The sequence below is a fragment of the Kitasatospora sp. NPDC057936 genome, from assembly GCF_042887525.1.
Lineage (GTDB): Bacteria > Actinomycetota > Actinomycetes > Streptomycetales > Streptomycetaceae > Kitasatospora.
Genome location: NZ_JBHVPD010000005.1, coordinates 1 through 18,520, shown reverse-complemented (window position 1 = coordinate 18,520; position 18,520 = coordinate 1). Strand labels below are relative to the sequence as shown.

20 protein-coding genes are annotated in these 18,520 nt (G+C 73.2%); 11 read left to right on the top strand and 9 right to left on the bottom strand.

Annotated features, from left to right (window positions below; genetic code table 11):
• Positions 1-50: 50 nt before the first annotated feature.
• Positions 51-308 (top strand): DUF3073 domain-containing protein, encoded by a 258-nt coding sequence (locus tag ACFVU9_RS04190; protein WP_280674041.1) that lies wholly within the window; start codon positions 51-53, stop codon positions 306-308.
• A gap of 180 nt (positions 309-488) precedes the next feature.
• Here ACFVU9_RS04190 and purM read toward each other — a convergent pair whose 3' ends face one another.
• The 3 genes from purM to ACFVU9_RS04175 all read right to left on the bottom strand — a co-directional run bounded on the left by purM (position 489) and on the right by ACFVU9_RS04175 (position 4,403).
• On the bottom strand, positions 489-1,574 hold the full coding sequence (gene purM / locus ACFVU9_RS04185; protein ID WP_380440681.1) for a phosphoribosylformylglycinamidine cyclo-ligase: 1,086 nt from the start codon (positions 1,572-1,574) through the stop codon (positions 489-491).
• Between the two features lie 147 nt (positions 1,575-1,721).
• A complete protein-coding gene (gene purF, locus ACFVU9_RS04180; RefSeq protein ID WP_380440683.1) occupies positions 1,722-3,302 on the bottom strand; it encodes an amidophosphoribosyltransferase in 1,581 nt (526 codons plus the stop codon).
• Between the two features lie 255 nt (positions 3,303-3,557).
• Positions 3,558-4,403 (bottom strand): diacylglycerol kinase, encoded by an 846-nt coding sequence (locus ACFVU9_RS04175; protein ID WP_380440685.1) that lies wholly within the window; start codon positions 4,401-4,403, stop codon positions 3,558-3,560.
• 126 nt (positions 4,404-4,529) lie between these two features.
• On the opposite strand from ACFVU9_RS04175, the gene ACFVU9_RS04170 reads away from it, so the two are divergent.
• The 3 genes from ACFVU9_RS04170 (at position 4,530) to ACFVU9_RS04160 (ending at position 6,847) form a co-directional block, all read left to right on the top strand.
• Entirely contained in the window at positions 4,530-5,813 is a 1,284-nt protein-coding gene (locus tag ACFVU9_RS04170) for an adenylosuccinate synthase (protein WP_380440687.1), read from the top strand.
• A gap of 143 nt (positions 5,814-5,956) precedes the next feature.
• Positions 5,957-6,559 (top strand): GNAT family N-acetyltransferase, encoded by a 603-nt coding sequence (locus ACFVU9_RS04165; protein ID WP_387589729.1) that lies wholly within the window; start codon positions 5,957-5,959, stop codon positions 6,557-6,559.
• A gap of 93 nt (positions 6,560-6,652) precedes the next feature.
• Positions 6,653-6,847: a DUF397 domain-containing protein gene (locus tag ACFVU9_RS04160; RefSeq protein WP_380440691.1), complete on the top strand. Its 195-nt coding sequence runs from the start codon at positions 6,653-6,655 to the stop codon at positions 6,845-6,847.
• 61 nt (positions 6,848-6,908) lie between these two features.
• Here the strand turns inward: ACFVU9_RS04160 and ACFVU9_RS04155 are convergent, their stop codons facing one another.
• Positions 6,909-7,064 carry a hypothetical protein gene (locus ACFVU9_RS04155; RefSeq protein ID WP_380440693.1) on the bottom strand — a complete coding sequence of 52 codons (156 nt, stop codon included), beginning with the start codon at positions 7,062-7,064 and terminating at the stop codon, positions 6,909-6,911.
• A gap of 308 nt (positions 7,065-7,372) precedes the next feature.
• Between ACFVU9_RS04155 and ACFVU9_RS04150 the strand changes: the two genes are divergently transcribed.
• The 3 genes from ACFVU9_RS04150 to metG all read left to right on the top strand — a co-directional run bounded on the left by ACFVU9_RS04150 (position 7,373) and on the right by metG (position 10,304).
• Positions 7,373-8,227, top strand: coding sequence for a helix-turn-helix domain-containing protein (locus ACFVU9_RS04150; RefSeq protein ID WP_380440694.1), 855 nt, complete (start codon positions 7,373-7,375; stop codon positions 8,225-8,227).
• On the top strand, positions 8,224-8,442 hold the full coding sequence (locus tag ACFVU9_RS04145) for a DUF397 domain-containing protein (RefSeq protein ID WP_380440696.1): 219 nt from the start codon (positions 8,224-8,226) through the stop codon (positions 8,440-8,442). Before ACFVU9_RS04150 ends, ACFVU9_RS04145 begins: the two co-directional genes overlap by 4 nt.
• Before the next feature lie 134 nt (positions 8,443-8,576).
• Positions 8,577-10,304 carry a methionine--tRNA ligase gene (gene metG, locus ACFVU9_RS04140; protein ID WP_387589724.1) on the top strand — a complete coding sequence of 576 codons (1,728 nt, stop codon included), beginning with the start codon at positions 8,577-8,579 and terminating at the stop codon, positions 10,302-10,304.
• Positions 10,305-10,339: 35 nt separating this feature from the next.
• Here metG and cutA read toward each other — a convergent pair whose 3' ends face one another.
• The 3 genes from cutA to ACFVU9_RS04125 form a co-directional block, all read right to left on the bottom strand.
• On the bottom strand, positions 10,340-10,744 hold the full coding sequence (gene cutA / locus ACFVU9_RS04135) for a divalent-cation tolerance protein CutA (protein WP_387589721.1): 405 nt from the start codon (positions 10,742-10,744) through the stop codon (positions 10,340-10,342).
• An 83-nt stretch (positions 10,745-10,827) separates the two neighbouring features.
• The gene (locus ACFVU9_RS04130; protein WP_387589719.1) at positions 10,828-11,715 is read right to left on the bottom strand and encodes a class I SAM-dependent methyltransferase; all 888 of its coding nucleotides are present in this window, start codon (positions 11,713-11,715) and stop codon (positions 10,828-10,830) included.
• A gap of 215 nt (positions 11,716-11,930) precedes the next feature.
• Complete coding sequence (locus ACFVU9_RS04125; protein ID WP_387589716.1) at positions 11,931-12,875, bottom strand: hypothetical protein; 945 nt, start codon at positions 12,873-12,875, stop codon at positions 11,931-11,933.
• Between the two features lie 178 nt (positions 12,876-13,053).
• On the opposite strand from ACFVU9_RS04125, the gene ACFVU9_RS04120 reads away from it, so the two are divergent.
• A complete protein-coding gene (locus ACFVU9_RS04120; RefSeq protein WP_380440706.1) occupies positions 13,054-14,109 on the top strand; it encodes an aldo/keto reductase in 1,056 nt (351 codons plus the stop codon).
• Positions 14,110-14,154: 45 nt separating this feature from the next.
• Here the strand turns inward: ACFVU9_RS04120 and ACFVU9_RS04115 are convergent, their stop codons facing one another.
• Positions 14,155-14,727 carry a GNAT family N-acetyltransferase gene (locus ACFVU9_RS04115; RefSeq protein ID WP_387589713.1) on the bottom strand — a complete coding sequence of 191 codons (573 nt, stop codon included), beginning with the start codon at positions 14,725-14,727 and terminating at the stop codon, positions 14,155-14,157.
• Between the two features lie 23 nt (positions 14,728-14,750).
• Positions 14,751-15,635 carry an NAD(P)-dependent oxidoreductase gene (locus ACFVU9_RS04110; protein ID WP_380510339.1) on the bottom strand — a complete coding sequence of 295 codons (885 nt, stop codon included), beginning with the start codon at positions 15,633-15,635 and terminating at the stop codon, positions 14,751-14,753.
• Between the two features lie 98 nt (positions 15,636-15,733).
• Here ACFVU9_RS04110 and ACFVU9_RS04105 point away from each other — a divergent pair, with 98 nt between their 5' ends.
• From ACFVU9_RS04105 to ACFVU9_RS04095, 3 genes are all read left to right on the top strand, one after another.
• Positions 15,734-16,081 carry a winged helix-turn-helix transcriptional regulator gene (locus tag ACFVU9_RS04105; protein WP_387589710.1) on the top strand — a complete coding sequence of 116 codons (348 nt, stop codon included), beginning with the start codon at positions 15,734-15,736 and terminating at the stop codon, positions 16,079-16,081.
• Between the two features lie 18 nt (positions 16,082-16,099).
• Positions 16,100-16,612, top strand: a complete 513-nt coding sequence (locus ACFVU9_RS04100; RefSeq protein WP_387589707.1) for a GNAT family N-acetyltransferase — start codon at positions 16,100-16,102, stop codon at positions 16,610-16,612.
• A gap of 68 nt (positions 16,613-16,680) precedes the next feature.
• The gene (locus ACFVU9_RS04095) at positions 16,681-18,501 is read left to right on the top strand and encodes an NHL domain-containing thioredoxin family protein (protein WP_380440715.1); all 1,821 of its coding nucleotides are present in this window, start codon (positions 16,681-16,683) and stop codon (positions 18,499-18,501) included.
• Positions 18,502-18,520: the final 19 nt, after the last annotated feature.

Below are 18,520 nucleotides of genomic sequence, written 5' to 3'. Positions count from 1 at the left end.
ACACGTGTCAGACTCGGGGCCGTGAGCCCCATCGTTGAGGGGGTCGACCCATGGGGCGCGGCCGGGCCAAGGCCAAGCAGACGAAGGTCGCCCGCGAGCTGAAGTACAACAGCGGCGGGTTCGACGCTAACCGTCTGTCCAACGAGCTGGGCGTATCGCCGTCCACCGCTTCGATCGACCCCGAGCCGATCGAGGAGGAAGAGGACGACGACCCGTACGCGGAGTACGCCGCCCGCTACGCCGACCTCGACGACGAGGACGACACCGAGCCGGGCACCGGGCCGTCGCAGGCCTCCCGCCGCTCGTAACCGCCGTACCGCCGGACCGGTCCGGGCGCCCCAGGGCGCCGGGCCGGTCTTCGGCGTTCCCCCTGACGGGCCGTCGGCCGCCGGCGGCCCGGGGACGCGAGAGGGCCCCTCCGGTGCACCGGAGGGGCCCTCTCGTCACATCTGACACACCTGGCGCGCCGGGGGCGCGGTGAGCCGGTCTCAGCCCGCCGTGAAGCCCTCGTAGGCGTTGTAGAGGGCCGCGCCGCCGTCGTGCTCGTCGGTGCGGTCGACGATGTCGCCCAGCAGCCAGGCCTCGACGCCGCGGTCCTCCAGGATCGACAGCACGACGTCCACCGAGTGCGGCGGGACGACCGCGACCATGCCGACGCCCATGTTGAGCGTCTTCTCGATCTCCAGGGTGCTCACCTTGCCGACCTCGGCGACGGTCTGGAAGACCGGCAGCGGGGTCCAGGTGCCGCGGTCCAGGCGGGCGTGCAGGCCGGCCGGGATGACCCGGGCCAGGTTGGCCGCCAGGCCGCCGCCGGTGACGTGCGAGAAGGCGTGGACCTCGGTGGCGCGGGTGAGCGCCAGGCAGTCCAGCGAGTAGATCCGGGTCGGCTCCAGCAGCTCCTCGCCGAGGGTGCGGCCGAACTCCTCGACCTTGCGGTCCAGCTGCCAGCCGGCCTGGTTCAGCAGGACGTGGCGGACCAGCGAGTAGCCGTTGGAGTGCAGGCCGGAGGCGGCCATCGCGATCACCACGTCGCCGGCCCGCACGCGCTCGGCGCCGAGCAGCGCGTCCGCCTCGACGACGCCGGTGCCGGCGCCCGCGACGTCGTACTCGTCCGGGCCGAGCAGGCCCGGGTGCTCGGCGGTCTCGCCGCCCACCAGGGCGCAGCCGGCCAGCGCGCAGCCCTCGGCGATGCCCTTGACGATCGCGGCGACGCGCTCCGGGACGACCTTGCCGACGCAGATGTAGTCGGTCATGAACAGCGGCTCGGCGCCGCACACGACGAGGTCGTCGACGACCATGCCGACGAGGTCGTGGCCGATGGTGTCGTGCTTGTCCATGGCGGCGGCGATGGCCACCTTGGTCCCCACGCCGTCGGTGGCCGAGGCCAGCAGCGGCCGCTCGTAGTTCTTGAAGGCGGACGCGTCGAAGAGGCCGGCGAAGCCGCCGAGACCGCCGACCACCTCGGGGCGGTTGGCCTTCTTCACCCACTGCTTCATGAGCTCGACGGCGCGGTCACCCGCCTCGATGTCGACGCCGGCGGCGGCGTAGGTGGCGCCGTCAGAGGTGTGACGCATGGCGTCTCCGTTGGGGGTGGCGGTGGGCGACGGGTGGGAGGTCACTGCGGTGCGGCCCTCTCGGGTCTGGTGGGGGTGGTTCGGTACGGCGGAAGGGGGTCGGAACGACGGTGGGGCCCCGGCTCGCGGGACCCCACCATGGTTTCGCTACGGGCGGCGCAGCGCGTCGGCCGCGCCCGCTCCGCCGAGCAGGGACTGGACGCCGTCCAGGTCGCTGCCGGTCGGCTTGCCGCGGACGGCGGGCGGCTGCTGGCCGCCCTTGATCTCGGCCTCCAGCAGGAGCTTGCCGAGCAGCGCCGGGTCGGGCAGCTCCATCGGGTACTCGCCGTCGAAGCAGGCCCGGCAGAGCTTGTCCTTGGGCTGCTTGGTGGCCTCGATCATGCCGTCGATCGAGATGTACGAGAGCGAGTCCGCGCCGAGCGTGCGCCCGATCTCCTCGATGGTCATGCCGTTGGCGATCAGCTCCGCGCGGGTGGCGAAGTCGATGCCGAAGAAGCAGGGCCACTTCACCGGCGGCGAGGAGATCCGGATGTGGACCTCGGCGGCGCCGGCCTCGCGCAGCATCTTCACCAGCGCGCGCTGGGTGTTGCCGCGGACGATCGAGTCGTCCACGACCACCAGGCGCTTGCCCTGGATGACCTCGCGCAGCGGGTTCAGCTTGAGCCGGATGCCGAGCTGGCGGATGGTCTGGCTGGGCTGGATGAAGGTGCGGCCGACGTAGGCGTTCTTCACCAAGCCGGAGCCGTAGGGGATGCCGCTGGCCTCGGCGTAGCCGATCGCGGCGGGGGTGCCGGACTCGGGCGTCGCTATCACCAGGTCGGCCTCGACCGGGGCCTCCTTCGCCAGCCGGCGGCCCATCTCCACGCGGGAGAGGTGGACGTTGCGGCCGGCGATGCTGGTGTCCGGGCGGGCCAGGTAGACGTACTCGAACACGCAGCCCTTGGGCTTCGCCTCGGCGAAGCGGGAGCTGCGCATGCCGTTCTCGTCGATGGCGATGAGCTCGCCGGGCTCGACCTCGCGGATGAACGAGGCGCCGCAGATGTCCAGCGCCGCGGTCTCGGAGGCGACCACCCAGCCGCGCTCCAGCCGGCCGAGCACCAGCGGGCGGATGCCCTGCGGGTCGCGGGCGGCGTAGAGGGTGTGCTCGTCCATGAAGACGAGCGAGAACGCGCCCTTGACCTTCGGCAGCACGACCTTGGCCGTCTCCTCGATGGAGAGGTCCGGGTGGCCGGCGAGCAGCGCGGTCACCAGGTCGGTGTCGTTGGTCGCGGCGGTCCGGCCGGAGCGGGAGACGTGCTCCTCGCCCGGCAGTTCGGCGACCATGGCCGCCAGTTCGGCGGTGTTCACCAGGTTTCCGTTGTGCCCGAGGGCCAGCGAACCGTGGACGGTCGCGCGGAAGGTCGGCTGGGCGTTCTCCCAGACCGAGGAACCGGTGGTCGAGTAGCGGGCGTGTCCGACGGCGATATGCCCGTGCAACGACCCCAGGGAGGCCTCGTCGAAGACCTGGGAGACGAGTCCCATGTCCTTGAAGACGAGAATCTGGGAGCCGTTGCTCACTGCGATGCCCGCGGATTCCTGACCGCGGTGCTGCAGGGCGTAAAGGCCGAAGAACGTGAGCTTGGCGACCTCCTCGCCGGGAGCCCAGACACCGAAGACGCCGCAAGCGTCCTGGGGGCCTTTCTCGCCGGGAAGAAGATCGTGGTTGAGTCTTCCGTCACCACGTGGCACGCCTTCGAGTCTAGGGCAGTTGGCACAGGCTTCCGGAACCCGGGATGCCGGGATTGTTGGGCGATCGTTCGGCAACGCGCGTAGACAAAACCCCTTACCGGGTGGGTATTTCGACCCGGGGGAATTCCCGCGGGCCGGGGATGGCCTTGTGGTTCGCGCCTGTTGGGGCATTCCGGGTGCGAAGAGCCGGCCCTCGGGACCGGGGCGAACGTGAGCCTGCTCACCCGGAGTTCACGAAGGCGTCACCGGGCACCCTCACGCCGCCGGCAGCAGCAGGCCCCACGCACCCGGGTGGACCGTCCAGGTGCGGGCCCGGACCGGGCCGACCGGGCGGCCGTCGACCTCGTAGCCGAAGCCGCGACCGGCCACCGAGACGCTCGCGGCGCGGGCGCGCACCAGGGCGCCGGGCGCGCGGACGACGACCTCCATGACGCCCGAACCGTCCGACGCGCCGAAGGGGAGGGAGACCTGCACCAGCCGGACCGGCCGGTGGACGTCCGCGAGGAGCCGGCCGTCGGCCTCGACCCGGATCCGGGAGCTCTGCTCGGCGGCCTCGACGGTGAGTGCGTTCCCCTGCTCGGCCGCAGCCAGTTTCGCCCATAGCGAACGCCAGCCGCCCGGACGGCCGATCAGCCGCCGGGCTCCCGCACCCGCGATCCGCACCCCGCCCAGCGCGACCCCGCCGCCGTCGTCGACCAGCAGGTCGAGCTTGCGCGGCGTCCCCGACAGCACCGCCCGCGCGGCCGGCACCGGCTCGCCCGGGACCCCGAGCGCGCGGGCCGCCGCCAGTTCCTCCGAGCGGCCGACCGGAACCATGCCCACCGGATCCGTGCCCAGCTCACGGTGCCGGTGCAGGGCCTGGAGCACCCGCTGCAGGGCGAGATCGGAACCGATCACCACCGGTCGCCGCCGACCCCGGTGCGAAAGCACCCGATCGAGTTCGGAAGGGCTCTCCGGGTACGCCACCTTGACGTCCGCACCTCCGCAGAGCACGTCCTTCGCGATCCGCACCGACTCCCCGTCGGTCTGCCGGGCCACCGGGTCGAGGAGCAGCAGGAGCGGCTCGGAGCCGCCGGTTGCAGGCGTGGACAGGGACGACACGACCGGTCCTTCCTCAGGTAATCTCTCGGTGCAAGAGCCCCTTGCGCTACTGCGCCAGGGGCTTCGTCTATCTCGGGGCAGACTGCGGCCTACGCAGGATGCCCCAACCGGAAGGGGTGTACGCCTGTGCCGGCACTCGTGCTCGTTGGCGCTCAGTGGGGGGACGAGGGCAAGGGGAAGGCGACCGACCTCCTCGGCGGCTCCGTCGACTACGTCGTCCGCTACCAGGGCGGCAACAACGCCGGTCACACGGTGGTCATCGGCGACCAGAAGTATGCCCTGCACCTGCTCCCCTCCGGCATCCTCAGCCCGAACGTGACGCCGGTGATCGGCAACGGCGTCGTGATCGACCCGGGCGTGCTGCTCTCCGAGCTGGCCGGCCTCAACGAGCGCGGCATCGACACCTCGAAGCTGCTGATCTCGGGCAACGCCCACCTGATCACGCCGTACCACCGCACCCTGGACAAGGTCACCGAGCGCTTCCTCGGCAAGCGCCGGATCGGCACCACCGGCCGCGGCATCGGCCCGACCTACGCGGACAAGATCAACCGCGTCGGCATCCGGGTCCAGGACCTGTTCGACGAGTCGATCCTGCGCCAGAAGATCGAGGCGGCGCTGCACGACAAGAACCAGATCCTGGTCAAGCTCTACAACCGCCGCGCCGTCCCGGCCGAGCTGGTCGTCGAGGAGTACCTGGGCTACGCGGACAAGATCAAGCCCTTCCTCGCCGACACCACCCTCGTCCTGGACCAGGCCCTCAAGGCGAACAAGGTCGTCCTGCTGGAGGGCGGCCAGGGCACCCTGCTCGACGTCGACCACGGCACGTACCCCTTCGTGACCTCGTCGAACCCGACCTCGGGCGGCGCCTGCACCGGCGCCGGCATCGGCCCCACCAAGATCGACCGGGTCATCGGCATCCTCAAGGCGTACACGACCCGCGTCGGCTCCGGCCCGTTCCCGACCGAGCTGCTCGACGCGGACGGCGAGGCGCTGCGCCGCATCGGCGGCGAGCGCGGCGTGACCACCGGCCGCGACCGCCGCTGCGGCTGGTTCGACGCCGTGATCGCGCGCTACGCGACCCGGGTCAACGGCCTCACCGACTTCTTCCTCACCAAGCTCGACGTCCTGACCGGCTGGGAGCAGATCCCGGTCTGCGTCGCGTACGAGATCGACGGCCGCCGGGTCGAGGAGCTCCCCTACAACCAGTCGGACTTCCACCACGCCAAGCCGATCTACGAGACGCTGCCGGGCTGGACCGAGGACATCAGCAAGGCGAAGACCTTCGCCGAGCTGCCGAAGAACGCGCAGGCCTACGTGAAGGCGCTGGAGGAGATGTCGGGCGCGCCGATCTCCGCCATCGGCGTCGGCCCGGGCCGTGACGAGACGATCCAGATCAACTCGTTCATCTGATCCGGCTCCGGACCGCCGTCCGGACCACCGGCCCGAGGGGCCCTGCGGGAGCGATCCCACAGGGCCCCTTCCGTTTGCCCCGGGCTTTTGCACTAGGACATAATTCCATTGCATCTAGTACAGTTCGGCAGTACGTTCGGGTCATGACCGCGAAGCTGCCCGAGCCCGTCACCCTGACCGGCCGCCACGTCCGCCTGGAGCCCCTCGGGCGCCACCACGTCCCCGAGCTCTGGGCCGCCGTCGGCCCCGACCCGGACGTCTGGCGCTGGATCCCCTTCCTCCCGCCGCAGAGCGAGGAGGAACTGAGCGGGATCATCGAGCACCGGATCGGGGAGGTGGCGGCCGGCGCGGCGGTGAAGTTCGCCGTGATCGACCTGGCGAGCGGCAGGGCCGTCGGCATCACCGGCTTCTACGACTTCAGCGCGACGCACGAGCTCGTCGAGATCGGCGGCACCTGGTACGCCCGCTCGGTGTGGCGCTCGGCCGTGAACTCCGAGTCGAAGCTGCTGCTCCTGCGCTACGCCTTCGGCGAGCTGGGCATGGGCCGGGTCATGTGGAAGACCGACGCGCTCAACGACCGCTCCCGCAACGCGATCCTGCGGCTCGGCGCCCAGTACGAGGGCACCTTCCGCCGCGACCGCCTGCGTGCCGACGGGGTCTGGCGGGACAGCGCCTACTTCTCGATGCTCGCCGACGAGTGGCCCGCCGCCGAGGCCCGGCTGGTCGAACGGCTCGCCCGCGGCTGACGGCCCCGCGGCCGCCGGGCCGCGGGGCCGTCGGCCGCACGGCCCGCGGTGGCAAGCTGGGGCGCAGACCCGAGCCTTCACCGAGGAGCCACCATGAGCGACTGGCAGCGGCCTTCCACCGGCGACCCGTCCGGCGAGTGCCTTGAGGTGCGGTTCGTCGACGGCGTCGTCGAGATCCGCGAGTCGGACGGGAGCGGCGTCGTCGTCCGCACCACTCCGGAGAAGTGGGAGGCCTTCCTCCTCGGCGTCCAGGCCGGGGAGTTCGACCACTTCGTGGCCGACGTCTGACGGTACGACGACGGCCGGTCGGGTGGCCGGCGCCCCGCGGGCGCCGGCCGCTGGTTCTCGTCTAGTTCTCGTCGGCGGAGCGGGAGTGCCGGGCGGCGAACTCCGGCTTCGCCGAACGGGGCTCCCTGGGCTGGACGTTGACCAGCCAGACCAGCCAGCCGACGAACAGCACGGCGAGCAGCAGGAGGGAGAGGCCGGCGACGATCAGTGCGTTCACCGGCTCACCGGGACGCGTCGGGAACGACGGAGGGGCGACGGAAGCGGCATGGGTGTCTCCGGTCGGGGATGGCGAGCCTGCCGGCCGTTCATCTGGTCGGGATTCAGGGCCGCTTGATGGGCCGTGGGCGACAACCGGTCGGCGAGTGACTCGGCTTCGACCCTAGGGTCGAAGTACAAGACTTGCTACCGAGAGAGTGGACGTTCACTCCATCGTGGGGTATCCCCCGTTTCGGTAGCTAGGGTCCGGTTTGCACGGCACACTTCACCGGAAGCATCGACGGACCCCGCGACCCGGAGAAGAGAGTCATGCCACCCCGCTTGTCGCCGACCGTGCGCCAGCAGCGCCTTGGCATCGAGCTGCGCAAGATGCGCGAACGCGTGGGCGTGACGCCCAAGACCCTGGCCGCCGCCCTGGGCACCGACCTGCCCAAGATCTCCCAGATGGAGAACGGGAAGTCCGGCATCAGCGCCGACCGGCTCCGGGCCTGGGCGCGCACCTGCGGCCTCACCGGTGGCCGCTACCTCGACGCGCTGCTCACGATGACCCAGGACCGCCGCAAGTACTGGTGGGACGGCTACCGCGGGCGCATCCCGAGCGGGATCATCGACATCGCGGAGATGGAGCACCACGCCGAGTCGCTCACCATCCTGCACACCAGTTTCATCCCCGGGCTCCTGCAGACCTCCGCCTACGCCAACGCCGTGTTCGCGCGCCTGCGCCCGCCGCTGCCCCGGCAGGAGACCGACGTGCGCACGGCGTTCCGGATCCAGCGCCAGCGCGTCCTGGTCGAACGGCCGAAGCCGTACACCGCCTTCGTCCACGAGTCCGCGCTGCGCATGCAGTTCGGCGGCCCGGTCGTGCTGCGCGACCAACTGCTCAGCCTGCTGGAGGACTCCGAGCGCCCCGGCGTGGAGATCCGCGCGATCCCGTTCAGCGTGGACACGTTCCCCGGCTCCGGGGAGAGCATGTACCTCGCCCGCGGGCCCGTTCCGGAGCTCGACACCGTCCAGATCGACCTCTCGCAGGGGCCGAAGTTCGTGCACACCGAGGCCGACCTGCGGGCCTACCGCGAGATCAGGACGGAGACCGACGCGATCGCCCTCGGCGCCGACGACTCACGGGAGTTCATCCGGACCATACTGAAGACAGCGTCCTCATGAACAGCTGGCAGAAGTCCTCGGCGAGCGCCGAGGCCAACGAGTGCGTCGAGATCCGCACCGCCGACGGGCTGGTGGAGATCCGCGAGTCGGAGAGCGCCGAGGTCGTCGTGCGCACCACCCCGCGCAAGTGGGCGGCCTTCGTGCGCGGGGTGAAGGCCGGGGAGTTCGACCGCCACGGCGACTTCGGCGGGTTCCAGGCGCCGGGCGCGCCCTGACCGCCGGGGCGCGCCGTTAATCCACGGTCCGGCCGCACCCGCGACGGTAGGCTTTGGCACCCACAGTGGAACCCTGCGCCTGGCACGGCACCCCGGGCGGGGTGCGCGTGCGGGAGAAATCGGAGCATCCCAGGATGGCTCGGCACCTGATCACCAGCGCCCTTCCGTACATCAACGGGATCAAGCACCTGGGCAACATGGTCGGGTCCATGCTCCCGGCGGACGTCTACTCCCGCTACCTGCGCCGGCGCGGCCACGAGGTGCTGTACATCTGCGCGACGGACGAGCACGGCACGCCCGCCGAACTCGCCGCGCAGGAGGCCGGACTGCCGGTCGCCGAGTTCTGCGCACGGGCGCACGACGCGCAGCGCGCGGTGTACGACGGCTTCGGCCTCTCCTTCGACCACTTCGGCCGCAGCTCCTCGCCGCAGAACCGGGAGATCACCCAGGAGATCGCCCGCGAGCTCCAGCGCAACGGCTTCATCGAGGAGCGCGCGATCCGCCAGGTGTACTCCAACGCCGACGGCCGCTTCCTGCCGGACCGCTACATCGTCGGCACCTGCCCGCACTGCGGCTACGACAAGGCCCGCGGCGACCAGTGCGAGAACTGCACGCGCGTGCTGGACCCGACCGACCTGCTGGAGCCGCGCTCGGCCATCAGCGGCAGCGCCGACCTGGAGGTGCGGGAGACCAGGCACCTGTTCCTGCTCCAGTCGAAGCTGACCGAGGAGGTCGAGGAGTGGATCTCGGCCCACGCCGACGACTGGCCGGTGCTCGCCTCGTCGATCGCCCGCAAGTGGCTCACCGAGGGCCTGCAGGACCGCTCGATCACCCGTGACCTGGAGTGGGGCGTCCCGGTGCCGGCCGACGTGTGGCCGGAGCTGGCCGCCGAGGGCAAGGTGTTCTACGTCTGGTTCGACGCCCCGATCGAGTACATCGGCGCCACCAAGGAGTGGGCGGACGCGGCCCCGGCCGGGCAGCTGCGGGACTGGAAGTCCTGGTGGTACGAGGCCGACGACGCCGTCCGCTACACCGAGTTCATGGCCAAGGACAACGTCCCGTTCCACACCGTGATGTTCCCGGCGACGATCCTCGGCTCGCGCCGCCCGTGGAAGAAGGTCGACCAGGTCAAGGCCTTCAACTGGCTGACGTACTACGGCGGGAAGTTCTCCACCAGCCAGAAGCGCGGCATCTTCACCGACGTCGCCCTGGAGCTGCTGCCGGCCGACTACTGGCGCTACTTCCTGATGGCGCACGCGCCCGAGTCGGACGACTCCAGCTTCACCTGGGACCTCTTCGCCGCCGTCGTCAACAAGGACCTCGCCGACACCCTCGGCAACTTCGTCAACCGGGTGCTGACCTTCAGCCGCAAGCGCTTCGGCGACGACGTCCCCGGCGGGCACGCCGCCGGCGAGGCGGAGGAGCGGCTCGGCGCGCAGATCGCCGGCCTCCTCGCCGAGTACGAGGCGCAGCTCGACGCGCTCAACTTCCGCAAGGCGGCGCAGGCCCTGCGCGCCCTGTGGAGCGCCGGCAACGCGTACCTGGACGAGAAGGCGCCGTGGCTCCAGGTGAAGACCGACCCGGAGGCGGCGGCGCTGACGCTGCGCACGGCGATGAACCTGATCCACCTGTACGCGGTGGTGTCGGAGCCGTTCGTCCCGGCCACCGCGGCGGCGATGCGCGGCGCGTTCGCCGTGGCCGACGACTCCCCGGCGGCGTCCCGGCGCTGGGTCGCCCCGGAGGAGGCGCGGTCGCTCGACCTGGTGCCGGCCGGGACGGGGTTCACCGTGCCGCCGGTGCTGTTCGCCAAGATCACCGACGACGACCTGGCGGCGTGGACGACGCGCTTCGGCGGCGAGTAGGGGCTCGCGGGCGGACTCCCGGGGAGCGCGGGGCGTCAGGGAGCGGCCGTCTCGGCGGTGACCCAGGCGAGGTAGCCGGGGCTGCCCGCGACCACCGGGACGGCGATCACCTCGGGCGTCTCGTACGCGTGGCGCCCGGTGAGGAACGCGCTCAGCCGGTCGGCGAGTCCGGCCCTCGTCTTGAGGTCGATCCGCCACTCCTCGGCGTCCTGCACCTCGCCCTCCCACCAGTAGACGGACCGGACCGGGTACACCTGCGCGCACGCGGCCAGCCGCTCGCGGACGGCGGCGGACGCCAGGGCCCGGGCCAGGTCCTCGGTCTCGTGGGTGGTCGTCACGACGACGAAGCCGGGCGCGGTTCCCGGGTCGTCCGCGTGCTCGGTTCCGAGCCCGGTTCCGGGCTCGTTCTCGTGCGCGTTCTCGTGCTCGTCGGTGGTCATGGGGCGACGGTACCGGTCCCCGGACGCGTTGGTCCCCGGGGCGGCACCGGCGTCCCGGCGCCACCCCCCGGGGGGCTCCGGGGCTACCGGGCCGCGCGGGCGGTGTGGACCGTCATCGCGGACAGGTAGAAGGCGTCCGTCCGGTGCAGGATCCCGGTCGGGGCGTCCTCGTCCAGCAGGGCCGCCAGCGTCGCCGCGTCCTGCGGGTCCAGGTGGTCGGCGAGCTGGTCGTGCAGGCGGGCGAGCTGGGCGCGCAGGTGCTCGCGGGCGGGGGCGGCGAGCGGGGCCGGGTGGTCGATCAGGAAGGTCCGGGTGCCGGTCGGGGTCAGGCCGGCCCGGCCGAGCATGGCCGGCCAGTCCTCGATCTCCTCGGTGGCGCCCGGCAGTTCGGCGCGCATCGTGCTGAAGCCCGCCTCGTGGGCCGCGTCCAGCCGGGCCTGGAAGCCGGCCCTGCCGAGGCCGAAGTCGCGCGGCAGGTAGCGCAGCGGCAGCCCGCGCTCGGCGACGGCCAGCAGCCCGCCGGGGCGCAGCAGCCCGGCCAGGCCGGTGAGCGCGGTCTGCTGGTCGCCGAGGTGGTGGATCGCGTTCGCGGACCAGATCAGGTCGGCCTCGCCGAGCTTGCCGAACTCCTCGGGCAGATCGGCCTGCCGGGTCTTCAGCCGGCCGCCGGAGCGGTTCCGGGCGCGCTCCAGCAGCGCCGCCGACTGGTCGACCGCGACCACCTCGGCGGCCGGGAAGGCCTCGGCGAGCAGCCCGGCGAGCACGCCCGGGCCGCTGCCGACGTCGAGCACCCGGCGGACCTCGCCGCCGGTCAGCCCGCGCAGCCAGTGGGCGGCCGCGGTGACGGCGGGGGCCTTCAGCTCGGCCTCGCGCTCCAGGTGGGCGGCGAGCGCGTCCCAGTCGAAGTCGGCGGCGGGGACGTGCTCGTGGCCCTGGCCCTTGGTGGGCTGGTGATGGTGGTGGCCGGACATCCGGGGTCTCCGATCGTCGGGGTCGTCGGTGCGGTGGTGCGGCGTACGGGAGGGAGCCTCCCCGCTCGGGCCGTCGGCGCGGCGGCGGACGCGCGGTGCGCGGTCACCTCCACCGCCAGGCTGCGGCCGTTCCACCGCCAGGCTGCGGCCGTCGCCGCCGAATCGGCAAGCTTTGTTGCCGTTCCCGCAAATCGGGCCCAGCCGCGGCCCCGCGCTCAGCCGCCCGTGCGCCGCCAGTACGACCGGACCGCGACCGCCAGCGCCACCCCGTACACGGCGAACGCGCTCATCCCGACCCAGCCCACCATCAGCGCGTCGTCCGGCGTCGGCAGGTCGCCCGTCCGGATCGTCGTCACGCCGACCGTGCACAGCGACAGGTAGCCGACCCCCAGCAGCCCGTACGGCGCCAGCGTGCCGGCCCCGATCAGCGCGGGGGTGAGCGGCAGCCAGCGCGGCACCCGGCGGCCGCTCAGCACCAGGGTCCACCGCGGGAAGACCTGCCCCCACGGCCGGACCAGGCCCCACAGCAGGAACACCCCGAGCGCGGCCATCAGCGCGGTGGCGTCGATCCCCCAGTCCTCCAGGGTGAGCCAGAGCCCGGAGGCTCCGTTGCGCTCGTTGGTCACCCGCATCCGGGCACCGTCGATCCCCGCGAAGCTGCCGCCGAAGGCCCAGTCGAGCTTCATCACGACGTACGGGACGAAGGCCAACGTGCCTGCCCATGCGGCGAGTTGAACGGCCGCCGGGGCCTCCGACGGAGCCGGCGCCGGAGCCCGGTGCCCGGCGGGCGGCCGCACGCGCGTGGCACCCACCAGGAGCACGACGCCGACCGCCGACAGCGCGTGCAGCACCGCCCCCGGGCCGCTGTCCACGGCCTCCCCGGTCAGCAGCATCAGCACGTCCATCAGCAGCCCCCAGGCCGCCACCGCCGCCGGCCCGGCCAGCCCCCACAGCACCGCCCGCAGCCCCGGCCCCGGCCTCCCCCGGGCCGACGCCACCCCGGCCGCCACCCCGGCCGGCACCGCGACCACCCCCGCCCCGGCGACCGCCCAGCCCGGCCAGACGGCCCCGAACAGCTCCGTCCCGCTCAGCGCGCAGCCCGTCCCGAACCCGGCACAGGCGACACCCCAGCCGACCACACCCCACGCGTTCCTCGTCATGCCCCCACGCTCGCCCGCGCGGCCCCGCCCCGGCCTCCTCCGCCCCGACGAACCCGCTCCCCCCGCCGGGGGATCCCGCGCGCCGGGCCGCGGACGGACGCTTGCGTTGGAGTGCACTCCAACTCCTAGCCTCTGACGCAACGAACGGGACACCCAAGACCTTCGGGGGAGAACCACCATGCGCTACCGCGTCCTCGGCGGCACCGGCATCGAAGTCAGCGCCTACTGCCTCGGCACCATGATGTTCGGCGCGATCGGCAACCCCGACCACGACGACTGCGTCCGGATCATCCACACCGCGCTCGACCGCGGCATCAACTTCGTCGACACCGCCGACATGTACTCGGCCGGCGAGTCCGAGGAGATCGTCGGCAAGGCGCTGGCCGCCCGCGGCGACCGGGACGACATCGTGCTCGCCACCAAGGTGCACTTCCCGATGGGCGAGGGCCGCAACCGGGGCGGCAACTCCCGGCGCTGGATCGTCCGGGAGGTCGAGGAGAGCCTGCGGCGGCTGCGCACCGACCGGATCGACCTCTACCAGGTGCACCGGCCGGACCACACCACCGACGTCGAGGAGACCCTCTCCGCGCTCGGCGACCTCGTCCGGGCCGGCAAGATCCGCGCCTTCGGCTGCTCGACCTTCCCCGCCGAGCAGATCGTCGACGCCCACCACGTCGCCGAGCGCCGCGGCCTGCCGCGCTTCCGCACCGAGCAGCCGCCGTACTCGCTGCTCGCCCGCGGCATCGAGGCGAACGTGCTGCCCACCGTCCAGCAGCTCGGCATGGGCGCGCTGACCTGGGGACCGCTGGCCGGCGGCTTCCTCACCGGGCGCTACCGCAAGGGCCGGGCGATCGACCTCACGCAGGGCCGCGCCGCCCTCCACCCGGGCCGCTTCGACCCGGAACTGCCGCTCACCCAGGCCAAGCTGGACGCCGTCGAGGCCTTCACCGCCCTCGCCGAGGACCTCGGCCGCACGCTCCCCGAGCTGGCCGTCGCCTTCCCGCTCGCGCACCCGGCCGTCACCTCGGTGATCCTCGGCCCGCGCACGATGGAGCAGCTCGAATCCGCGCTCAAGGGCGCCGACCTCGTCCTCGACGACGCCACCCTCGACCGCATCGACGCGATCGTCCCGCCCGGCACCGACCTCTACCGGGCGGACGGCGTCTGGCAGCCGCCCGCACTCACCACCCCCGCGCTGCGCCGCCGCCCCGCCGCGGACCGCTCCGCGGACTGACGGGCCCCCGCGGGGGAGCCGGTGACGCCGGCTCCCCCGCCGCCCTCACGGCTCCCGGGGCGCCGCGAAACAGTGCACGACGACGGTCCGTCCGCCGCCCCACTGCTGGTCGGCGCTGCCCAGCCAGGTCCAGCCGAGACGCCGGTAGCAGGCCACCGCCGCCGCGTCGGTGGCGAGGACGTCGAGGACCGGGTGCAGTCCGAGCGCCCGCGCGTGGGTCAGCGCGTTCGCCAGCAGGCGCGCCCCGACGCCCCGCCCGCGCGCGGCAGGGGCGACGTACAGCCGGTTCACCACGGCGGTGAGCTCGGGCCGGGCGCCGGTGCGGCGGCTCCACAGCCCCGGGGCGGCGTCCCCCGGGGCGCTGCGGGAGAGGGCGACGTGCCCGAGGATGCGGCCGTCCGCCTCGGCCACCCAGGCGGCGAGGAGCCCCTCGGGGGTGAGCCAGGCGGCGGGGCGGTCGGGCCAGTCGGACGGGTAGCCGTCGGTGGCGTGGACGTCGCCCAGCAGCCGGACGCATTCGGCGAGGTCCGGGGCGCGGCGCCGGCGGACCGGCACCCCCGCCCCGGTCTGCCGGGCACCGGACGCGACGACGTTGGCGCGTTCTTCAAGGTCAGCCATGCCGGTACGTTACCGGCCGGGCCTCAGCCCCGCAGCAGGTCGACCACCCCCGCCAGGTCCTCCTCACCGCCGCCGAGCGCGAGCCTGCGCTCCATCAACCGGAAGTACGGCGCCAGGAGTTCGTCGCTCACGCCCTGCTCCTCGGCCGTGCCCAGCAGCGTCCGGCGCCCGGCCACCTGCATCGCCAGGTTCGAGACCACGTCCTTGGCGTAGTCGCCGCTCTCCAGCTGGTCCGCCGTCCTGGCGATCGACCCGGTCATCGCCGTCAGCCACCCGGCCAGCAGCGGCGCGAGGTCGCCGGGCGTGACCGCGCCCTCCGCCCTGACCAGCGCGAACGCGTGCGCGACCCCGGCGAACATCCCGTACATCGCGCTGAGCAGCGCCACGTCGTGCAGCGCCGCGTGCCCCGGGTCCGCCCCGACGTACCGCGGGCCGGCCGGCACGGCGAGCACCTCCGCGTGCTCCTCGAACAGCGCGGACGAACCGCTGTAGAACACGTACGGCCCGGCCGCCGGGACGCCGATCATCGGCGGGACGGCCATGATCCCGCCGTCCAGGTAGCGCGCGCCGCGCCCGGCGGCCCACCCGGCGCGGGCCCGGGCCTGGGCGGGGGTGCCGGTGACCAGGTTGACCACGTCCTTCCCGGCGAGGTCCGCGTCGTCCAGCGCCTCCGCCACGGAGGCGTCGTCGAGCAGGCACACGACCACCAGCCGGTTGGCCGCGACGGCCTCCGCGGCACTCGCGGCGACGACCGCGCCCTCGGCGGCGAGCACCCCGGCCCTGGCCGGGCCGCGGTTCCAGACGGTCAGCGGGTGCCCGGCGGCGAGCCAGGCACGGGCCAGGGCGGTGCCCATGGCGCCGAGCCCGAGCAGGGTGACGGGGGTCTTCTCAACTTCGGTGCTTCCCATGGGAATCAGCCTCTTCGCGGCACCGTTGACGATCAAGTACGCACGTGGAAGTGGGTGGTTACCCTGGGGTGAGCGACGAGGTCGGAAGGGGTGGGGGCATGGCGACCGTGCCGAGGCCGGGGGCGTACGTCTGCGGGATCGACGCCGCGATGGACGTGATCGGCGGCAAGTGGAAGGTGCTGATCCTCTGGGCGCTGGACGCCCGCCCCGGCTGCCGCTTCGGCGAGCTGCGCCGCCTGGTGCCGGGCATCACCGAGAAGGTGCTCGCCGCCCACCTGCGCGAACTGGAGGCGGACGGCATCGTGCACCGCGAGGCGCACGACGAGGTCCCGCCCCGGGTCGAGTACACGCTGACCGACGCCGGCACGCGCCTCAACGCGGCACTGGCGCCACTCGGCGCGTGGGGACGGGACCACGTCCTCGGCACGAACCCGCACCCGCACTGAAAGGCCCCGAACGGACCCATGCACCCCGACACCACCGCCACCCTGCACGGCGAACGCCTCGACCTCGTCCCGCTGCGGCCCGAACACGCCGAGGAGATGGCCGCCGCCCTCGCCGACCCGGCCCTGCACGCCTTCACCGGCGGCACCCCGGACGGCGCCGACGCCCTGCGCACCCGCTACGCCCGGCTCGCCGCCGGCTCCCCCGACCCCGCCGAGACCTGGGGCAACTGGGCGCTGCGCCTGCGCGCCGACGGCCGCCTCACGGGCTACGTCCAGGCCACGGTCCACGGGGACGGCGCCGAGCTCGCCTGGGTGGTCGGCACGCCCTGGCAGGGCCGCGGCCTCGCCGCCGAGGCCGCCCGCACCCTGCTCGCCCATCTGACCGCCGCCGGCATCACCACCGTGACGGCCCACATCCACCCCGACCACCACGCCTCCGCCGCCGTGGCCCGCGCCCTCGGCCTCACCCCGACCGCCGAGCAGCAGGACGGCGAGACCCGCTGGCAGGCACGCGTCGGCCCGGCCGCCTGACCCCACCGCCACCCCCTGCCCCACCCTCCCCGGAATGCCACCCCCACCCGATGGGGTTGGATACAGCCATGGCATCACGTGCACGAGTACGCGCCCCCGAGCTGGTCGGCGCAGGCGGTTGGCTGAACACCGGCGGCAAGGAGCTCACCCTCGCCGACTTCCGGGGCAAGATCACCGTCCTGGACTTCTGGACCTTCTGCTGCATCAACTGCCTCCACGTCCTCGACGAACTGCGCGAGCTGGAGGAGAAGCACCGCGACACCGTGGTGATCGTCGGCGTGCACTCGCCCAAGTTCGTGCACGAGGCCGACCACCAGGCCGTCGTCGACGCCGTCGCCCGGTACGAGGTGCACCACCCGGTCCTGGACGACCCGGCGCTCGTCACCTGGAAGCAGTACGCGGTGCGCGCCTGGCCGACGCTCGTGGTGATCGACCCCGAGGGGTACGTCGTCGCCCAGCACGCCGGCGAGGGCCACGCGCACGCGATCGCGCGGCTGGTGGAGGAGCTGGAGGAGGAGCACGCCGCCAAGGGCACGCTCCGCCGCGGCGACGGCCCGTACGTGGCGCCGGAGCCGACCGCCGGGGACCTCAAGTTCCCGGGCAAGGCGGTGCGCCTGGGCGACGGCCACTTCCTGGTCGCCGACTCCGGCCACCACTCGCTGGTCGAGCTGGCCGAGGACGGCGAGACGGTGGTGCGCCGGATCGGCGACGGGCAGCGCGGCCTGGTGGACGGCACCGACCCGCGGTTCAGCGAGCCGCAAGGCCTCGTGCTGCTGCCCGAGGGCCACCCGTACGACTACGACGTGATCGTCGCCGACACCGTCAACCACGCCCTGCGCGGCGTCCGGCTGGCCGACGGCCACGTCACCACGCTGGCCGGCACCGGCCGCCAGTGGTGGCAGGGCTCGGCCACCGAGGGCCCGGCCCGCGAGGTGGACCTCTCTTCGCCGTGGGACGTCGCCTGGTTCGACGGCCGGGTGTGGATCGCCATGGCCGGCGTGCACCAGCTGTGGGCGTACGACCCGGCGGCCGGGACGGTCGCCGTCGCGGCCGGCACGACCAACGAGGGCCTGGTGGACGGGCCCGCCGACGAGGCCTGGTTCGCCCAGCCGTCCGGCCTCGCGGTCTCCGCGGACGGCGAGAAGCTCTGGGTCGCCGACTCCGAGACCTCGGCGCTCCGCTGGGTTTCACGTGAAACCAAGACGGTCGAGACGGCCGTCGGCACCGGCCTGTTCGACTTCGGCCACCGCGACGGCGCCGCCGACCAGGCCCTGTTCCAGCACCCGCTGGGCGTCACCGTCCTGCCGGACGGCTCGGTGGCCGTCGCCGACACCTACAACCACGCGCTGCGCCGCTTCGACCCGGCGACCGGCGAGGTGAGCACGCTGGCCACCGACCTGCGCGAGCCGTCCGGGGCCGTCCTGGTGGACGAGGACATCGTCGTGGTCGAGTCGGCCCGGCACCGGCTGACCAGGCTGCGGCTGCCCGAGGAGGCGGTGCGGGTCGAGTCGGTCGCGCACCGCACCCAGCGCGCGGCCACCGAGGTCGCGCCGGGCCCGTTCCGGCTGGACGTGGTCTTCTCCGCGCCGAGCGGCCAGAAGCTGGACGAGCGCTACGGTCCGTCCACCCGGCTGCTGGTCAGCTCCACGCCGCCGGAGCTGCTGGTCTCGGGCGCGGGCGCGGACTCCGACCTCTCGCGCGAGCTGGTCCTCTCCGGCGAGGTCGCCGAGGGCGTGCTGCACGTGTCGGCGATGGCCGCCTCCTGCGACGACGACCCGGAGATCGAGTACCCGGCCTGCCACGTGCACCAGCAGGACTGGGGCGTGCCGGTGAAGCTGGTCGCCGACGGCGCCCGCCGCCTGCCGCTGGTGCTCGCGGGCATGGAGTAGCCCGCAGGACGTGCGGAAG